Source organism: Vibrio sp. 2-1-2a (assembly GCF_032648565.1).
In the GTDB taxonomy this organism is placed as follows: domain Bacteria; phylum Pseudomonadota; class Gammaproteobacteria; order Enterobacterales; family Vibrionaceae; genus Vibrio; species Vibrio diabolicus.
In genome coordinates this window covers 183,193-200,804 of sequence record NZ_WBOH01000001.1, presented here as the reverse complement: position 1 = coordinate 200,804, position 17,612 = coordinate 183,193, and the positions used below count along the sequence as shown (strand labels likewise).

The 17,612-nt window shown below is 46.0% G+C and carries 14 protein-coding genes; 6 read left to right on the top strand and 8 right to left on the bottom strand.

Going from position 1 to position 17,612, the window contains the following annotated elements:
• The first annotated feature begins 1 nt into the window (after position 1).
• Positions 2-850, top strand: a complete 849-nt coding sequence (locus tag F7Y48_RS01045; RefSeq protein ID WP_005393492.1) for an ABC transporter permease — start codon at positions 2-4, stop codon at positions 848-850.
• A gap of 120 nt (positions 851-970) precedes the next feature.
• On the opposite strand, the gene F7Y48_RS01040 is transcribed toward F7Y48_RS01045, so the two are convergent.
• A complete protein-coding gene (locus F7Y48_RS01040; protein ID WP_258507950.1) occupies positions 971-1,405 on the bottom strand; it encodes a hypothetical protein in 435 nt (144 codons plus the stop codon).
• A gap of 302 nt (positions 1,406-1,707) precedes the next feature.
• On the opposite strand from F7Y48_RS01040, the gene F7Y48_RS01035 reads away from it, so the two are divergent.
• Positions 1,708-4,152 (top strand): collagenase, encoded by a 2,445-nt coding sequence (locus tag F7Y48_RS01035; RefSeq protein ID WP_316679707.1) that lies wholly within the window; start codon positions 1,708-1,710, stop codon positions 4,150-4,152.
• Positions 4,153-4,311: 159 nt separating this feature from the next.
• On the opposite strand, the gene F7Y48_RS01030 is transcribed toward F7Y48_RS01035, so the two are convergent.
• From F7Y48_RS01030 to F7Y48_RS01000, 7 genes are all read right to left on the bottom strand, one after another.
• The gene (locus F7Y48_RS01030) at positions 4,312-6,108 is read right to left on the bottom strand and encodes an aminopeptidase P family protein (protein ID WP_258507948.1); all 1,797 of its coding nucleotides are present in this window, start codon (positions 6,106-6,108) and stop codon (positions 4,312-4,314) included.
• Positions 6,108-7,100 carry an ABC transporter ATP-binding protein gene (locus tag F7Y48_RS01025; protein WP_053306923.1) on the bottom strand — a complete coding sequence of 331 codons (993 nt, stop codon included), beginning with the start codon at positions 7,098-7,100 and terminating at the stop codon, positions 6,108-6,110. The genes F7Y48_RS01030 and F7Y48_RS01025 overlap by 1 nt, the downstream gene beginning before the upstream one ends.
• A gap of 9 nt (positions 7,101-7,109) precedes the next feature.
• On the bottom strand, positions 7,110-8,093 hold the full coding sequence (locus F7Y48_RS01020) for an ABC transporter ATP-binding protein (protein ID WP_258507946.1): 984 nt from the start codon (positions 8,091-8,093) through the stop codon (positions 7,110-7,112).
• 10 nt (positions 8,094-8,103) lie between these two features.
• The gene (locus F7Y48_RS01015; RefSeq protein WP_005377839.1) at positions 8,104-9,036 is read right to left on the bottom strand and encodes an ABC transporter permease subunit; all 933 of its coding nucleotides are present in this window, start codon (positions 9,034-9,036) and stop codon (positions 8,104-8,106) included.
• Between the two features lie 9 nt (positions 9,037-9,045).
• Positions 9,046-9,966 carry an oligopeptide ABC transporter permease OppB gene (oppB, locus tag F7Y48_RS01010; protein ID WP_005377838.1) on the bottom strand — a complete coding sequence of 307 codons (921 nt, stop codon included), beginning with the start codon at positions 9,964-9,966 and terminating at the stop codon, positions 9,046-9,048.
• 143 nt (positions 9,967-10,109) lie between these two features.
• Positions 10,110-11,720: a peptide ABC transporter substrate-binding protein gene (locus F7Y48_RS01005; RefSeq protein WP_053807327.1), complete on the bottom strand. Its 1,611-nt coding sequence runs from the start codon at positions 11,718-11,720 to the stop codon at positions 10,110-10,112.
• A 258-nt stretch (positions 11,721-11,978) separates the two neighbouring features.
• Positions 11,979-13,085: a M20/M25/M40 family metallo-hydrolase gene (locus F7Y48_RS01000; RefSeq protein ID WP_053807328.1), complete on the bottom strand. Its 1,107-nt coding sequence runs from the start codon at positions 13,083-13,085 to the stop codon at positions 11,979-11,981.
• 538 nt (positions 13,086-13,623) lie between these two features.
• On the opposite strand from F7Y48_RS01000, the gene hppD reads away from it, so the two are divergent.
• Genes hppD through maiA form a run of 4 tightly spaced genes read left to right on the top strand, consistent with a single transcriptional unit; the run spans position 13,624 to position 17,557 of the window.
• Positions 13,624-14,697 carry a 4-hydroxyphenylpyruvate dioxygenase gene (gene hppD, locus F7Y48_RS00995; protein WP_005377835.1) on the top strand — a complete coding sequence of 358 codons (1,074 nt, stop codon included), beginning with the start codon at positions 13,624-13,626 and terminating at the stop codon, positions 14,695-14,697.
• Positions 14,690-15,820, top strand: coding sequence for a homogentisate 1,2-dioxygenase (locus F7Y48_RS00990; RefSeq protein WP_258507945.1), 1,131 nt, complete (start codon positions 14,690-14,692; stop codon positions 15,818-15,820). Before hppD ends, F7Y48_RS00990 begins: the two co-directional genes overlap by 8 nt.
• A 9-nt stretch (positions 15,821-15,829) precedes the next feature.
• Positions 15,830-16,867, top strand: a complete 1,038-nt coding sequence (locus tag F7Y48_RS00985; RefSeq protein ID WP_316679706.1) for a fumarylacetoacetate hydrolase family protein — start codon at positions 15,830-15,832, stop codon at positions 16,865-16,867.
• Positions 16,868-16,888: 21 nt separating this feature from the next.
• On the top strand, positions 16,889-17,557 hold the full coding sequence (gene maiA, locus F7Y48_RS00980) for a maleylacetoacetate isomerase (protein WP_182018882.1): 669 nt from the start codon (positions 16,889-16,891) through the stop codon (positions 17,555-17,557).
• Positions 17,558-17,612: the final 55 nt, after the last annotated feature.

Here is a 17,612-nt window from a genome sequence, read left to right as displayed (position 1 = left end):
CATGGCATTACCAAACTATGCATCAAAAGTAGAGCGAGTCGCTTACGCAGGTTACTTAGTTTTTTGTGGGTTGGTGCTGTTCTTTTTAATCGCTCCAATTCTGACCATCATCCCGTTATCGTTTAATGCAACGCCTTACTTTACTTTTACCGAGGGGATGCTAAACCTTGATTCGGCAGCGTATTCTACTCGCTGGTATCAAGAAATGTTTACTAGTGATCAGTGGCTGTTGGCGCTGAAAAACAGCACGTTCATTGCTTTTATGGCGACACTCGTTGCAACAGGGCTAGGAACTCTGGCGGCGTTGGGTTTAGCCAGTAGTAATTTGCCTTTTCGCAATACCATTATGGCGCTGTTGATCTCACCTATGATCGTACCAGTCATTATCTCTGCTGCTGCGATGTACTTTTTCTACACACGTCTTGGCTTATCACAAACTTATCTAGGCGTCATTTTGGCACACGCCGCGTTAGGTACGCCTTTTGTTGTCATTACCGTTACTGCGACCTTAAGCGGCTTTGATCATAGCCTGGTAAAAGCGGCGGCTAGCTTAGGAGCAAACCCTGTTTATACTTTCAGACACATTACCTTTCCGCTGATTCGTCCGGGGATGATTTCAGGCGGTTTGTTTGCTTTTGGCACTTCGTTCGACGAGGTTGTGGTGGCGTTATTCCTGACTGGAGCAGAACAAAAAACCGTTCCGAGGCAGATGTGGTCAGGAATTCGAGAGCAAATTAGTCCGACCATATTGGCGGTCGCTACGTTGCTGATTTTTATGTCGGTGTGTTTGCTCGTGACATTAGAAGTTTTACGTAGACGTAATGTACGCATTCGAGGCATTCAAGAATGACCAGACTTTTTCTTTGTTGGTCACTTTGCACTTTTGTTTAGGGACACCTCAATTTTTGATCAAATGCGCCTCATTGTAGGCGCTTTTCTTTTGTGTTTGTCGTCATCGATGACTGACATATCACTCTTGTAGCTTAATGCCAGCTTGCTCGAAACGTGCCAAAGGCGACTTGTTCGATTGCTGATACCAAATAGCTGGCATGTTTGATTTAAGTTGCGCTTTTTCTTCCTTGCTAATCACAACATAGTGCAAAAACGTATTAAGTGTGGTTACCATCACGTCAAACGTCATTTCTCCATCTTTGCTGATGGTTTTCAATAACCCAACGACGGTTTCCTCAGAGACTAACGGTTCAACCACCGCCTTTTTTCGCTCTTTTATTGATGTTGAAGCGGGCAGGTTTGCACGTGCCGTCTCCCAGCAAACTTTGTTGGTTTTACTGACAAGGTTGTGCTTGTAGCAGTAGTAACTGAATAAAAAGCGTGGCAGATTTTGCCAGCGTTCGGTTTGGACTTCTAACCAAAGGTGTTGTAGCTCAATATCAGCGTCGGTCATAGGAGTTGTTTAGCAAAAAGAAAAGAAACCATTTTATAGCTTTTGTGAGGAGCAATAAAAGATATTTGAATGGAAAGATAAACAACTAGTTGATCAATATTACTAAAGCAAATCGATTTCTGGCAAGCTCGTGCAACGGCAACTCGAGTACCAAAAACTGATACCGCCACATTCGGTTGTTAACAAAATGTTTCTTCTTGTCTTGCGAGTAGATTATATGGAGATGCTCTTGCAGTAATAAGGGCAGTGGCGATGCAAAAGACGTAATGCATCTAAGGAAAACTCAATATAGAAGAAATTAGATGGAACTGAAGATTTTGAGTGTCGCGATTGCGACAACATTAACCAGCACTGGCGTATTTGCGTTAAGCGAGCCAGTTTCTCAAGTTACAGAGCAACATGCACATTCGGCTCATACACACGGTGTTGAATCCAATCGAGTTGAATACCAACCAACCGCAACTCTCCCAATTCAGCCCTCTAAGGTAACTCGAGTACAGTCACTTGAAAGCCTTGATGAGTCGAGCACTGCTTGTGATTTGGAGGCATTGATTACCGAAAGTAGTAACCAATTGATCAGCGAAATTTTAAGTCAGGGCGCGACGTGTGTGAACCAGTTATTCTCTGCTGAAAGTCGGATTCAAGAGTCGGTATTTAGCTCCGATCATATGTACAACATCGCTAAGCACACTACGACGTTGGCGAAGGGGTATACGGGTGGCGGGAGCGATGAACTAGAAACGTTGTTCTTATACTTACGCGCGGGTTATTACGCCGAGTTTTACAATGACAACATCTCATTTATTGAATGGGTCACCCCAGCGGTGAAAGAATCAGTGGATGCGTTTGTTAACAACGCAAGCTTCTACGAGAACAGCGACCGTCACGGCAAAGTGCTTAGTGAGGTCATCATCACTATGGATAGTGCGGGCTTGCAGCACGCGTACTTACCGCAAGTGACCCAGTGGCTTACTCGTTGGAATGATCAATACGCCCAGCACTGGTATATGCGCAATGCGGTTAACGGTGTTTTCACTATTTTGTTTGGTGGGCAGTGGAACGAGCAATTTGTGCAAATAATTGGCAACCAAACGGACCTTGCCAAAGCTTTAGGCGATTTTGCTCTAAGGGCGTCATCAATCGGTGCTGAAGATGAGTTTATGGCCGCGAATGCGGGGCGAGAGCTCGGGCGTCTGACCAAGTATACGGGTAACGCGAGTTCTGTTGTGAAGAGTCAGCTGAGTCGAATCTTTGAACAGTATGAAATGTATGGTCGGGGTGACGCGGTTTGGCTTGCGGCGGCGGACACCGCCTCATATTACGCAGATTGTAGTGAGTTCGGAATTTGTAATTTCGAAACTGAGCTAAAAGGCTTGGTGCTATCGCAAACTTATACTTGTAGCCCGACAATCCGAATTTTGTCTCAGAATATGACGCAAGAGCAACACGCGGCCGCATGTTCTAAAATGGGCTACGAAGAGGGTTACTTTCATCAGTCATTAGAAACTGGTGAACAGCCAGTAAAAGACGACCACAACACTCAGCTCCAAGTCAATATCTTCGATTCAAGCACTGATTATGGTAAGTACGCAGGGCCAATTTTCGATATTAGTACTGACAATGGCGGTATGTACTTGGAGGGCGACCCTTCCCAGCCGGGGAATATTCCCAACTTTATTGCTTATGAAGCCTCTTATGCGAACGCGGATCACTTTGTCTGGAACCTAGAGCACGAATACGTGCATTACTTAGATGGTCGATTTGATCTCTATGGAGGGTTTAGTCATCCAACTGAAAAAATAGTGTGGTGGAGTGAAGGCATTGCAGAATATGTCGCTCAAGAAAATGACAACCAAGCAGCACTTGAGACGATTTTAGACGGCTCGACGTATACCTTAAGTGAGATTTTCGAGACTACTTATGATGGGTTTGATGTCGATCGAATTTATCGTTGGGGGTACTTAGCTGTACGTTTTATGTTTGAAAATCATAAAGATGACGTAAACCAAATGCTGGTGGAAACACGCCAAGGGAATTGGAGCAATTACAAAGCAACGATCACCCAATGGGCGAATTTATATCAAAGTGAGTTTGAGCAGTGGCAGCAAGCCCTTGTCTCAAATGGTGCACCTAATGCAGTCATAACCGCAAACAACAAGGGGAAAGTCGGTGAAAGCATTACATTTAGCAGTGAAAACAGTGCAGACCCAAACGGGAAGATCGTCAGCGTCTTATGGGACTTCGGTGATGGCTCGACAAGTACACAAACCAAGCCGACGCACCAATATGGGAGTGAAGGGGAGTATTCGGTCAGCCTAAGTGTGACAGACAGTGAAGGCTTGACGGCAACCGCCACTCATACTGTTGTTATCTCAGCGTTGGGCGGTAATGACACATTGCCACAAGACTGCGCGGTGCAAAGTAAAGTAAGCGGTGGGCGCTTAACAGCAGGAGAGCCAGTTTGCTTGGCAAATCAACAAACCATTTGGCTAAGCGTGCCAGCGGTGAATGAGAGCTCAAACCTGGCGATAACGACGGGGAATGGTACGGGCAACCTAAAGCTTGAATACAGTAACTCTGGTTGGCCGGATGATACTAATCTTCACGGATGGTCAGATAATATTGGTAATGGAGAGTGTATTACGTTGTCAAATCAGAGTAACTACTGGGGCTACGTTAAAGTCTCTGGTGACTTTGAGAATGCCGCCATCGTCGTTGATTTTGATGTTCAGAAGTGTCGTCAGTAGGGCAATTTAACTACGTCATTTAAACTAAGTGGAGCGCCTCGCTAACATCGCGGGGCGTTTTTGTTTTTACGCCGTTATCTCTATAAAAAAACCAGCCCGAAGGCTGGCAAACAAGGAGTTTGAGATGAAAATGAAAACGTTATAAAACTGGCTTATATCCTATTTCTCAATAAGTTGGGTTGTGCTTTGCAGCCAGTTTTTATCTTGCGCATCAAGAAAAGGGCTAAGCGCCTGATAGACACGTGAATGGTAATGATTGAGCCAGTCTAGCTCTGCTTGATCTAGCATTGATAAATCAAGGGCGTTGGTCGCAATTGGAGCAAGAGTGATGGTCTCAAAACCGTAAAACGTGCCGAACTCATTTTGTTCTACTTCTACAACTTTAAGAATGTTCTCTATTCTTACTCCGTACTCACCTTCGCGATAAACGCCTGGTTCATTAGTAATGACCATACCCGGTTTTAGTTCAACCTCGTGGTGGCTTTGCGAGAAATTTTGTGGGCCTTCGTGAACATTCAAGCAAATGCCTACGCCGTGTCCAGTGCCGCACTTGTAATCAATACCACGTTGCCATAAGACGCCGCGCGCCATGATATCAAGATTAGCACCCGTTGAGCCTTTCATGAATCGAGTCTGAGTCAGTCGGATGACCGCTTTGAGCACCAAGGTATAATCTTTGCGCTGCTTAATGGTCGGTGACCCGAAGTGGAAAGTACGGGTGATGTCTGTTGTCCCGCCAAGGTATTGGCCACCAGAGTCGACGAGAAAGAAGTTGCTTTCATTGACCGCCGCATTACTCTCTTCATCGGCGGCATAATGCATTTTTGCCCCGTGAGCTGCGAAGCCTGCGATAGTGCGGAAACTGTCACTTACATAATGTCGGGTTTGACGGCGATAGTGATTCAGTTGTGCCTCAGCAGATAATTCTGTAACGAGTCCGCTTGGAACTTGCTCTTCTAGCCAGTTCATAAACCTTACGATTGCCACACCATCATCTGTTAATGCCTGTTCTAGGCTAGTTAGCTCGGTTGCATTTTTTATGGCCTTCATTGCCGTTACAGGGCAAGCCATTGGCTTCAGATTCACATTCCGTTCAATCGAACTCACCAATAAGCTGTCTGTGTGGGTCGGGCTAAAAGCGAGCGATAATCCCTCACATTGCTGATTCAAATACTGACTTACGTAGTTGTAATGGCGAATGTGTACACTCTGCTCGGTCAGCGCTCTTTCAACGTCTTGAGGCAGTTTGGCCTTATCAATAAACAGTGTCGCAAGTGATTGCTCTACGATTAGATAGGCTTCAGAAACTGGGCAGTAATTCGTATCACCACCTCGAATATTCATTGTCCACATGACATCATCTAGCGTTGACACGAATAAGCTATCTACTTGGTTCTCGGTTAACCAAGAACGGATTCTCGCTAACTTATTTTCTGTGTCAACGCCAGCAAAAGCGGTGGGGTGCTCGAATACGGGGGCACTTGGGCGAGGTGGTCTTTCAAGCCAAATCGGTGCGAGTAAATCCAGGTCGAGAATGATCTTAATGTTTTTCGCTTCAAAGGCTTGTTTGAGGCCTTGATAAAAAGCGTAACTGATGGCGCGCCCGTCAACCGCGACAATACTGTTTTCTGGGAGTGTGGTAGCCAGCCATTTGGCAATTGTAGGCGTTTCTGGTTGTTTGGCTTTAAACAGTTCAAGTCCTGTCCCGTGTAACTGTTCTTCAGCTTGAATATAGTAACGACCATCAGTCCACAGGCCACCACCTTGTTGGGTAATGACGACATCGCCTGCTGAGCCGGTAAAACCTGAAATCCAGCTTCGCGCTAACCAATGATCCGCTGAGTATTCACTGTTATGTGGGTCATTGTTGGTTACGATATATGCAGACACGTTGTGAAAGGACATTGCCTCACGCAATAACGTAAGGCGTTGGTTTACTGAGTTAGTATTGTTCATTAAATGGTTCCTAAAGTCATATTTGAGCAATAGATATGATGCTGCTCGGAGCCTGTTTTTATTGGGTTCTGTTGCCCGCATACTTCTGTGGCTTCTGGGCATCGAGTACGAAAAACGCAACCGCTCGGTGGGTTAAGTGGAGAAGGAAGATCGCCGGGCAATAGTTGTATTTCACGGTCACGTGCTAATTGCGGATTAGCTATCGGGACAGCAGATAACAGTGCTTTGGTGTAGGGGTGTTGTGCATCATCAAATACTTTATCGTAACGTCCTACTTCCATAGGTTTACCAAGATACATCACCATAACGCGGTCGCTGATGTGGCGCACCACGCTTAAGTCGTGCGCAATCATTACCAGTGTTAACCCCATTTCTTGTTTAAGATCATCTAGAAGATTGATGACCTGAGCTTGTATGGAGACATCTAGCGCACTAACAGGTTCATCACACACGACCAAATCTGGATTGAGAATTAACGCTCTGGCAATGCCCACACGCTGGCATTGACCTCCGGAAAATTCATGTGGATAGCGGTTTCGCTGGCTCGCCAAGAGACCCACTTTATCCATCATAGCGATGACACGCTTTTCTACCTCTGCCCGTTTAAGTTGCGGCTCGTGGGTGAGCAGTGGTTCGGCGATGCATTCTGAGATGGTTAATCTCGGATTCAAACAAGCGGATGGGTCTTGAAACACCATCTGAAATTCTCTACGTCGAGAGGAAAGCTCTTTTTTACTAAACCCGAGCATGTCTTGACCTTTCCAAGTCAACTCGCCATGTGTAGGTTCAATTAAGCGAAGTAAGGCGCGTGCAAGCGTTGATTTTCCGCAGCCTGATTCCCCCACAATGCCAAGTGTTTCACCTCGATAAACATCTAAGTCGATACCATTGACCGCTTTCACGATTTTACGTCGACTTGGAATAAGGTGACGCGACACAGGAAAGTGGACGTTTAAATCACGAGCAGACATGAGGACTTCTTTTTTATTCATAACGCCTCCTTAAGCTTTTATTTGAATAGGAGTGATAACACTGGGTGCGTTAACGTGACAGGCAATGGACTGGCTCGTGTTTAATGGAGAAAACCGTGGGGTTTCGTATTGGCAACGCGTCTCTCGATGCTCGCACCGCTCTCTAAACGGACACCCTTGATGGTTAATCAACGCACTTGGTGGGTTACCTGGGATGGTTGGTAAACGTGGCATATCTTCAGTGATGGAAGGAATCGCCTTTAGCAGGCCTTGAGTGTAGGGGTGCGCAGGTTGAGCGAACAATGTCTCGGTATCTGATTGCTCCATTTTTTGACCACCATACATGACCAATACGCGATCACACATCTCGGCGACGACGCCCATATCGTGAGTGATCAGTAAAATTGCCGTGTTGAACTCTTGTTGTAAGTCTCGTAATAGCGTCAAAATTTGAGCCTGAACGGTCACATCTAACGCGGTGGTTGGTTCGTCTGCAATTAATAACTCGGGCTTACACAACAACGCCATCGCTATCATGATTCGCTGACGCATTCCGCCAGATAATTCGTGAGGGTATTGGTTCATCCGAGTTTCGGGAGAGGGAATACGCACCGCATCCAACATGTGAATCGATTCAACTTTTGCTTGTTTTCGGGTCATTCCTTTATGAATCATGAGAACTTCACAAAGCTGTTTGCCAATTTTCATGAATGGATTGAGTGACGTCATCGGATCTTGAAAGATCATTCCGATTTTCTCTGCACGGATGCGGTTGAGCTGCTTTTTCGACATCGCGAGTAAATCATCATCGTGGAACATCGCGCTGCCAGACACGGCGCCGTTATCCGCGGTTAACCCCATTAACGCGAAGACAGACTGGCTTTTTCCCGAACCTGACTCACCAACAATCCCAAGAGTTTCGCCTGCTTTAATCGAGTAGGAGAGATTACTGACCGCTTGCACTTGCCCATCTGGCGTATCGAAGCGCACGTTCATGTTTTCAATAGATAGCATGGGTTTGTCCTTATCGGTCTTTCGGGTCAAGAGCATCACGCAAGCCATCACCGATGAAGTTAAAACAAAAGAGGGTGGCAACTAAAAACAGAGAGGGAAAAAGCAGCATCCACAATGCAACGTCAATCGTTTTTGCGCCTTCGGAAATCAGGATCCCCCAGCTTGTATCCGGTGGTTGAACACCAAGCCCTAAGAAGCTTAAAAACGATTCGAACATAATGAATCCAGGCACCATTAGGGAGGAATAAACCATCACGATACCAAGCACATTAGGCAGAACATGGCGTCGGACAATTGTCAATTTAGAAACCCCAATAGAGTGTGCGGCTTCGATGAATTCTCGCTTTTTGAGACCGAAGGTGACACCACGTACAACACGGGCAATGCCCAGCCAAGATACCATTCCGATCACGATAAAAATCAGGTAGATGTTGTTGCCAAAAAGGGTAACAAACAGGATAACCATAAACATAAATGGCACCGAATCGAGCACCTCAATAATGCGCATCATTACGCTATCGACAACGCCGCCAAGATAGCCGGAAATACTTCCCCAAATCGTACCAATAACAACGGCGACTAAGGCGCCAACAAAACCTACCAAAATAGAGAGCCTGCCGCCTTGCATCGTGCGAGCAAAGACATCTTGCCCGAGATCATCGGTACCAAAGTAATGACCACTGCTCAGTGAAGGTTTCCCTAGCTCGTATGGATCGATGAGCACTTCCCAGTCAATTTCATCATGGCCAAAAGCGGCAAGAGAGGGGCCGAAGGTGATGCATAAGGTAATGAACGCCAAAACATACACTGATGTCATCGCGGCTCTGTTTTTACGAAATCGAGTCCATGCATCCTGCCAAAGACTGCGACCTTCGACGGCTTCAATATTGTCGACGACTTGATCTTGAAGAGCTTGTGTATCCAGTTTTTTGATCGTTAACATGCCGGACTCCTAAACGCGTATACGAGGGTCGATAATCGTATATAGCAAGTCGACCACAAGGTTAAAGAAGATAGTGAGTGAAGCGACAATCAGAGTAATACCCATTACTAGGCCGTAGTCGCGGTTGAGAGCCCCAGACACAAAGTGTTGTCCCATGCCACCTGTACCAAAGAAAATGTCGATAATCACCGAGCCTGTCACGACAGACACAAACGCAGGGCCGAGCATTGCAACGACGGGAATCAAGGATGGTCGCAAAGCGTGATGGAATAAAATGTAGGTTGTGGACAAACCTTTGGCCTTTGCCGTTCGAATGTATGGCTGGTTGAGCGTTTCAATCATTGCGCCACGCATGACGCGTGCAATACTCGCAATGGAACCAATCGCCAGGCTGAGCACGGGAAGAACAAGAAAAGCCAGCTTTCCTCCTTCCCAACCACCAGCAGGGAACCAGCCGAGCTGAATAGCGAAGATCATGACTAAAACTGGAGCAAGCACGAAAGCCGGAACCACAACTCCAGTCATCGAAAGTGTCATCAGGCCGTAATCTAGGCGGCTATTTCGGTTCAATGCCGCAATGGTGCCAAGTAACATGCCAAGTGGAACGGAGATACAAAAAGAGAGTACTCCTAATACTGCTGAAACTGGCCATGATTGTGCGACGAGCTGTGTAACACTGAAGTCTTGATAAACGAAGCTCGGACCGAGATCTCCTTGTATGAAATTACCAATGTAAATCCAAAACTGAGTAAGGAAGGGCTGGTCCAAATGGAATTTTGCTTCGATATTCGCACGTACCACTTCTGGCATAGGCCGTTCCATATCAAATGGTCCCCCTGGTGCAATGTGCATCAGCCAAAATGATACGAGTGCGATGAATAGAAGCGTGGGGATAGCGATAGCTAATCGCTTAACAATGTACCAAATCATGATCCATCATCCTTTGGTCATCCGAAATCACTTCGAACGGTTATGAATAAAAATGGTCTGAGCTCAGGTTGCCTTCTCCACCGAGAGATATGAGGAACGACAAGTAAACATTGAACTTGCCGACTCAGACCGAAAACATGCTTTTAGTGGGCTTTCACATAGACATTCTTGCGGTAGTACGACGACTCAGGGTTTGTCAGTTCGTAGCCGCCCACATAAGGCTTGATGAGGTATTGATCGTTACCCGGACGATAAATAGGAATAATGGCCATGTCTTCAATCAGCATGCTTTCTGCTTGTAGATACAGTTCTGATGGATTGCTCATGGTCTTTGAGCGAGCCATTAACTCGTCGTATTGCGGGTTGGTATAACGAGAATCGTTGTACTCGCCATTAGAAACAAAGATATCTAACCACGTAGAGGCTTCATTGTAGTCGGCCGTCCAGCCGCCGCGAGTAATGTCGGTCGGCTCTTTAAGTGCGTAGAACACTTTCGGTTCTAGCTGTTTTATTGTGACTTGCGCACCCAAACGGCTTTTCCACATACCTGCCATGGTCGTTGCCATTTTTACGTCCATCGAGAAAGTTGGTACGGTAAACGTCAACTTAAGCGGATTGCTTTTATCGTATCCAGCTTCTGACAGTAATTGCTGCGCTTTTTCGATACGTTTATGACGGTTCCAAGTTGCGAACTCAGGAGTGTGAGATTTAAAACCATCTGTTTGAGGTGGCACAAGGGTATACATTGGAACCCCACCGTTTCTCAAGATAGCACTCGTTAACAGTTGACGGTCAATGGCATATGAGAGGGCTTTACGGACCCGCACGTCTTTTGTTGGTCCTTGTTGAGTGTTGAGGTAATAGAATGTGGAGCCAAGAGACGCACTGGTGCTTGCCACTTCTTGTGGGCGTTGTTGAATTAACTTTTTCTTCTGAGCAGCAGGAATGGAAACCGCTTGGTCTATCTCACCGGCTAGGTAGCGGTTTAGCACTACGTTTGCATCACCAATTGGTAGCCAGGTGACTTTTTCCAGCACTACATTGCTTGCGTCCCAGTAATGTGGGTTTTTAACCATCACCATTTTTTCGTTAACTTTCCATTCAGAGACAGTAAACGCACCATTTGTAACGATATGCTCAGGCTGGGTCCAGCGGTTGCCATGTTTTTCTACGGTCGCTTTATGAACGGGTGCAAGCACGGGATGACTTAATAGTTTCGTAAAGAAGGGAATAGGCGCTTCGAGTGTTACCTGGAACGTTTTTTCATCCAGCGCCTTCACGCCCAAGGACTCAGGATCGGATTCGCCCTTCATAATGGCTTGCGAGTTTTCGATATTTGGAATGGCGGCAAACCAAGCGTACGGTGAAGCAGTGCTTGGATTCAGTAAGCGTTGCCAGCTGTAGACAAAATCTTGTGCAGTGACCGTTTCGCCATTTGACCATTTTGCATCACGTAAGTGGAAGGTATAAACCGTATTGTTGTCATTGACTGACCAAGACTCAGCAACACCAGGAATGGTTTTACCTTGCTTATCTTGAATGACCAGACCTTCAAACAGGTCTCGACCGAGATTAAAAGCGGGCTCTGCGGCTTGCTTGGCTGGGTCAATAGAAGTAACTTCAGCCCCATTGTTTAGCGTAATTTCTTGTGTCTCATCGAGGGTCACACCTGCGGGATACGGCGCGGCATAGCTTGATGTTGCCAGTATTGGACTCATCATCGACGCTAACAAAAGCAACTTAGGTAATTTCATCCTTGTCTCACTCTTTTCATCCTGAAAGATGCTAGAAATGTATATTGTATAAATTGTCCACACAATCGAGTTTTAACAATGTTGTAACAGGGTGCCAAATGTTGGGCTATTTGGTCTCAAAAAGTGAGCTGGGGGATTGATATGGAGCCGGCACTAAGTCCGCATTACGGGGTAGGCTTTGTTTCGCGCAAATAAAAAATCCCCTTCAAGCGCGCTAAAAGGGGAGGGTAGTTCGTCTGTTCTTCAAAAGGTACGACGTTAACTGACTAGGAAATGTTTTACGAACTCAGTGATTTTGACCATATCACTTACCGCGATAAACTCTTCTGTCGTGTGTACTTTTGCCATGCCAGTTGAAAGATTGACCGTTGTGAGACCTTTCTTGTTAAAGTTGTTAGCATCGCTACCGCCGCCAGTGCCTTTTGTGAAAGCCTCAATTCCCAACTCTGCAAACGCCGCTTTTATAGCGCTAACGTGTGGGTGGTTTTCTTCAATAACAAATGCATCGTAGGCTCGGCTAGATTCAATGTCGACTTCTGCACCGTGTTTTTCACAGACAGACTCTAATGTTGAGATCATATGATTGACCTGAGCATCTAGTTTATTGCCATTCAGGGAGCGTGCTTCTGCCACGATTTTTAATTCAGGCATGACAATGTTTGTGGCCTGACCGCCATTCACTACACCGATGTTGGCTGTCGTTTCTTCGTCGATGCGAAGCAGCTTCATTTGGTTGATGGCATTTGCCGCCACCATGATCGCACTGATGCCTTCTTCTGGCGCAAGCCCTGCATGTGCTGGTCGACCTTTGATTGTTGCCACGATTTTTTGCTGGCCTGGGGCTGCGGTCACAATAGTGCCAATAGGACCACCCGTATCTAACACGATTGCTTCCGTTGAAGTGACGTGTGACATATCGAAGTATTGTGAACCGAATAAACCGCCTTCTTCATACACGGTGAAAGCAAGCTCTAACGTTTTGTGCTCAAGGTTTTCCGCTTGAATACAACGAACGGCTTCCATGATGGCAGCAATACCAGATTTATCATCGCCACCAAGAATCGTATTGCCTTCTGAACGGATAACGCCGTCTTCGATGATTGGCTCAATGCCAATACCTGGAGTGACCGTATCCATATGACAGCTCATTAGGATAGAGCCGTCTTTTTTGCCGTCTAAACGGGCGTACACGTTAAAACCGTTAGAAATATGCTCAGGCACTGGAAGCTTGTGCACGGTAAAGCCTAGCTCGCCTAGCTGTTCTGCCAGTGTTTCTGCAATTTGTTTTTCGTTTTTTGATTCGCTGTCGATACGTACTAGTTGGCAAAAGTGTTCAACTAGGCGTTCTTGATTGATGTGTGTCATTAGATGTCTCTTTTTCTGATCGAGCGTGAAGCCTTGTGGCTCGGCTCGATAGGGAACAGAGCACCACTTATGGCACAGTTACTTTTGAATAAAACTGAGGTGAATCAATAAAGGAGTATCCATGACACGATTCTGACCGATGAGCCTTTCGAACTGTATGAAGCGTCACGAAACATTACTTTTGATGTTTTGCAGGATCAAATGAATAAATCGGATAGAGATAGGGTGCAATAGACTTTCCATCTCCTTTTACTTTTTGAGCTACGTTGCCAAGATAAAATGCCAAAGTAACAACTTGTTTACATTTTGTGTGTTGGCGTAAAGCCGAAAATATCAATCTAATATATTGAAAATAAGCATTTTGTTTGATGTTTACGAAAGTGGATTCGATGCGTTTTTTCTGTGTAACATACATTTTACAATTGTGCGTAAAAATCGCCAAGATAAAGATTTCTCCCCACGTATTCCAATTTCTCAAGACCTGCGCCAAGTTAGAAAAATAAGTCCAAACAAAAGCTACTGAGACAAGGAGAAAGTCATGGTTGATGCATATAACCCACTAGGAACAGACGGATTTGAGTTTGTTGAATATACCGCTGCTGACAACAAAGGCATTCAACAGCTTAAAGATCTGTTTATATCGTTAGGTTTTGCGGAAATCGCAAAGCATCGCTCAAAAGAAGCGTGGTTATATCGACAAGGTGACATTAGCTTTATTGTGAATGCGCAGCCGCATAGCCAAGCTGAGGGATTCGCCAAAGTTCACGGTCCGTCGGTTTGTGGCATGGCATTTCGTGTGAAAGACGCCACCGTTGCTCTGGCGCATGCGTTAGAGAATGGCGGTAAAGAATATAAAACGGAAATTGGGCCGATGGAGCTTAGCATTCCTGCTATTTATGGCATCGGTGAAAGCTTGCTTTATTTTGTCGATCGTTATGGAAAGCAGAGCATCTATGATGTCGATTTTCGTTTTTATGATGATGCTGATGAGCGTTTATCAAAAGCGAATGTTGGTCTTTACGAAATCGACCACTTAACGCACAACGTTAAGCAAGGCAACATGGATGTCTGGTCTGGTTTCTATGAGCGCATTGGTAACTTCCGCGAAATTCGTTATTTCGATATCGAAGGTAAGCTGACTGGTCTTGTCAGCCGTGCGATGACCGCACCTTGCGGCAAAATCCGAATTCCTATCAATGAGTCGTCAGATGATAAATCACAGATTGAAGAGTTTATCCGTGAATACAATGGCGAAGGTATTCAACACATTGCATTGACCACTGACGACATCTACGAAACGGTCAAAACCTTGCGTGAGCGAGGCATGGACTTTATGCCAACGCCAGATACTTATTACGAGAAAGTCGATCAGCGTGTTGAAGGCCACGGTGAAGATGTAAGCAAGCTTCGTGATTTACAGATTCTTATTGATGGCGCGCCAACGAAAGATGGCATCTTGCTACAAATCTTTACTCAAACCGTTATCGGCCCTGTGTTCTTCGAAATCATCCAACGTAAAGGCAATGAAGGCTTTGGCGAGGGTAACTTCAAAGCGTTGTTTGAATCGATAGAAGAAGACCAAATTCGCCGAGGAGTATTGAGCGATGCATAAATGGATCACATTCCCTCACCGGGAGGGAGTGTGCTCTAAACAAGCGCATGCTGACTTCCCGGAAGAGGCAATTTATGAACGTGAGGCAGGTCGAAGTGGCTTCTTCGGCCCCGCAACACATTTTCATCATCAACATGCCCCAACGGGATGGTCTGAGTGGGAGGGCGAGCTACGTCCACGAGCGTTCGATTTTAATTTAGTCGAGAAAGCCAGCCATATTACCCCTTGGGCAGTCCCGCATCTATTACACAACGCGAATTGTAAAGTTCGTGTTTGGCGTATGGATGAAAAAATGGACTTCTTGGTGAGAAATGCGGATGGCGACGAACTGCTATTCATCCACCAAGGTACGGCAGATCTGTATTGTGATTATGGTCATTTGAAAGTGAGCGAAGGGGATTATGTTATGATCCCACGCTCGACGAGCTGGCGTTTAGAGCCAAGCGAGCCGATGTTCATTTTGATGATCGAAAACACCGATGCGGCCTATACATTGCCCGAAAAAGGCATGGTTGGAAACCACGCGGTGTTTGATCCAGCGGTTTTGGAAACGCCGTCGATCAACGATCAGTTCCGTGATCAATATTCTGAGAATCAAACACAGGTTCAGGTGAAACGCCACGATAAAGTCAGTGTTATCACTTACCCATTCAACCCGTTGGATGCGATTGGCTGGCATGGTGATTTGGCGGTAGTAAAAGTGAACTGGCGTGATATTCGTCCACTTATGTCACATCGTTACCACTTACCGCCTTCTGCACATACTACATTTGTAGGAGCAGGATTTGTGGTGTGCACCTTTGTTCCTCGTCCGATTGAAAGTGATCCCGGAGCGCTCAAAGTACCGTTCTATCACAACAATGACGATTATGACGAAGTCTTGTTCTACCATGCAGGTGACTTCTTTAGTCGTGACAACATTGAAGCGGGTATGGTGACATTCCATCCAGCAGGTTTTACACATGGTCCTCACCCGAGAGCTTTCAAAGCAGGGCGAGAGCATAAGAAGACTTTTACCGACGAAGTCGCGGTGATGATAGATACGCGCCACGCGCTTCAGTTCTCGGATGAACTGGAAAAAGTAGAAAACAAAGAATACGTCTATAGCTGGCAAGAGAAGTAAGAGGCAAGGATGAAATTAGCAACCAAGAAAAATGGCACTCGTGACGGTTTGTTGATGGTCGTGAGTAAAGACTTAACGCGCTGCGTACCTGCGACAGAAATTTTCCACCCAATGAATTTGGCAGCGACGATGCAGGTTGCGCTTGATAACTGGGATGCGCTAGCACCGCAACTGGAAGAGCTGTACGTCGCACTGAACAACGGTATGGTCGCAGGGTATGAAGAGTTTGAAGCGCACTACTGTGAGTCGCCGCTTCCTCGCGCTTATCAGTGGGCTGATGGCAGTGCTTACGTAAACCACGTTGAGTTGGTTCGAAAGGCTCGCGGCGCTGAAATGCCAGAGAGTTTTTGGACGGATCCGCTGATGTACCAAGGAGGCTCTGATGCCTTTATTGGTCCTTGTGACAACATCGAGTTTGCCAGTGATGAATGGGGTATTGATTTCGAAGGCGAAGTTGCTGTGGTAACTGGTGACGTACCAATGGGCGCAAGTGTTGCAGAGGCTCAGGAGTCGATTCGTTTGATCATGCTGGTGAATGATGTCTCACTGCGTGGACTAATTCCCGCAGAGTTAGCCAAAGGGTTTGGCTTTTTCCAATCTAAACCTTCTTCTGCGTTTTCTCCTGTGGCAGTAACACCTGACGAACTAGGCGATGCGTGGTACGAAAACAAAGTGCATTTACCACTGGTCTCGACATACAACCACAAGCCGTTTGGTCGCCCAAATGCGGGTATCGATATGACGTTTGATTTTGCAGACTTAATTGTTCATGCGACTAAAACGCGCCCGCTATCTGCTGGGGCGATTATAGGTTCTGGCACGGTATCTAATAAGCAAGGCACCGAACATGGCACTTCGATTGAGGAGGGTGGTGTTGGCTATTCATGTATCGCGGAAGTTCGCATGATTGAAACCATTCGTGATGGTAAACCGTCGACTAACTTCATGTCGTTTGGAGATTCAATCAGATTGGAAATGTTCGATGCGGATGGCAACAACATCTTTGGTTCGATTGACCAACAAGTTAGCCAATATCTCAAGCATTAAGAGCGCCAGTTGGGAGACGATATGAGCGATAGCATGGTTTTGTACGGATATTGGCGGTCTTCAGCGGCGTATCGTGTGCGTATTTGTTTGAATCTTAAAGAGTTATCGTATGATTCAAAATCGGTACACTTGGTGCGCAATGGTGGTGAACAACACAGTGACGAGTATCATGAGTTAAACGCTTCTGAACTGGTTCCTGTGCTGGTGGATGGGGAGGTTCAGTTAACCCAGTCACTGGCCATCATTCAATACTTAGAAGAACACTATCCGGATGTCACTGTGATCCCCGAGCAAACACCACTTCGATATCAAGCACTGGCTTTGGCTCAGGATATTGCAATGGAGATTCATCCTCTGAATAACTTAAGAGTTCTACAGTATTTAGAGGGGGAGTTAGCTTGCGAGCCAGAGCGCAAAGTCGCTTGGATTCATCACTGGATCCACAAAGGTTTTGCAGCATTAGAAGAGAAACTTCAGAAGCATCGTAAACTAAATGGTGATTGTAAGTTTAGCCTGACAAGCTCGCCATCTATTGTCGATATTTGTCTGGTACCACAATTTTATAACGCACAACGCTTTGGTGTAGATACTTCTCTTTATCCAACCATTAACGCGGTTGTGCAGTCATGCAATCAAATGCCTGCTTTTATTGATGCGATGCCAGAGAATCAGCCAGACGCTAATAGTTGATTCTTAGCATCATAATGTATTAACAAAAATTTAAACGAGCCAATCCAAGTGTGTG

What these genes read in the sequence shown, in the direction of transcription:
- F7Y48_RS01045 (WP_005393492.1), top strand. Translation starts at nt 2, where the DNA reads ATGGCATTACCAAACTATGCATCAAAAGTAGAGCGAGTCGCTTACGCA.
- F7Y48_RS01040 (WP_258507950.1), bottom strand. Translation starts at nt 1,405, where the DNA reads ATGACCGACGCTGATATTGAGCTACAACACCTTTGGTTAGAAGTCCAA.
- F7Y48_RS01035 (WP_316679707.1), top strand. Translation starts at nt 1,708, where the DNA reads ATGGAACTGAAGATTTTGAGTGTCGCGATTGCGACAACATTAACCAGC.
- F7Y48_RS01030 (WP_258507948.1), bottom strand. Translation starts at nt 6,108, where the DNA reads ATGAACAATACTAACTCAGTAAACCAACGCCTTACGTTATTGCGTGAG.
- F7Y48_RS01025 (WP_053306923.1), bottom strand. Translation starts at nt 7,100, where the DNA reads ATGAATAAAAAAGAAGTCCTCATGTCTGCTCGTGATTTAAACGTCCAC.
- F7Y48_RS01020 (WP_258507946.1), bottom strand. Translation starts at nt 8,093, where the DNA reads ATGCTATCTATTGAAAACATGAACGTGCGCTTCGATACGCCAGATGGG.
- F7Y48_RS01015 (WP_005377839.1), bottom strand. Translation starts at nt 9,036, where the DNA reads ATGTTAACGATCAAAAAACTGGATACACAAGCTCTTCAAGATCAAGTC.
- oppB (WP_005377838.1), bottom strand. Translation starts at nt 9,966, where the DNA reads ATGATTTGGTACATTGTTAAGCGATTAGCTATCGCTATCCCCACGCTT.
- F7Y48_RS01005 (WP_053807327.1), bottom strand. Translation starts at nt 11,720, where the DNA reads ATGAAATTACCTAAGTTGCTTTTGTTAGCGTCGATGATGAGTCCAATA.
- F7Y48_RS01000 (WP_053807328.1), bottom strand. Translation starts at nt 13,085, where the DNA reads ATGACACACATCAATCAAGAACGCCTAGTTGAACACTTTTGCCAACTA.
- hppD (WP_005377835.1), top strand. Translation starts at nt 13,624, where the DNA reads ATGGTTGATGCATATAACCCACTAGGAACAGACGGATTTGAGTTTGTT.
- F7Y48_RS00990 (WP_258507945.1), top strand. Translation starts at nt 14,690, where the DNA reads ATGCATAAATGGATCACATTCCCTCACCGGGAGGGAGTGTGCTCTAAA.
- F7Y48_RS00985 (WP_316679706.1), top strand. Translation starts at nt 15,830, where the DNA reads ATGAAATTAGCAACCAAGAAAAATGGCACTCGTGACGGTTTGTTGATG.
- maiA (WP_182018882.1), top strand. Translation starts at nt 16,889, where the DNA reads ATGAGCGATAGCATGGTTTTGTACGGATATTGGCGGTCTTCAGCGGCG.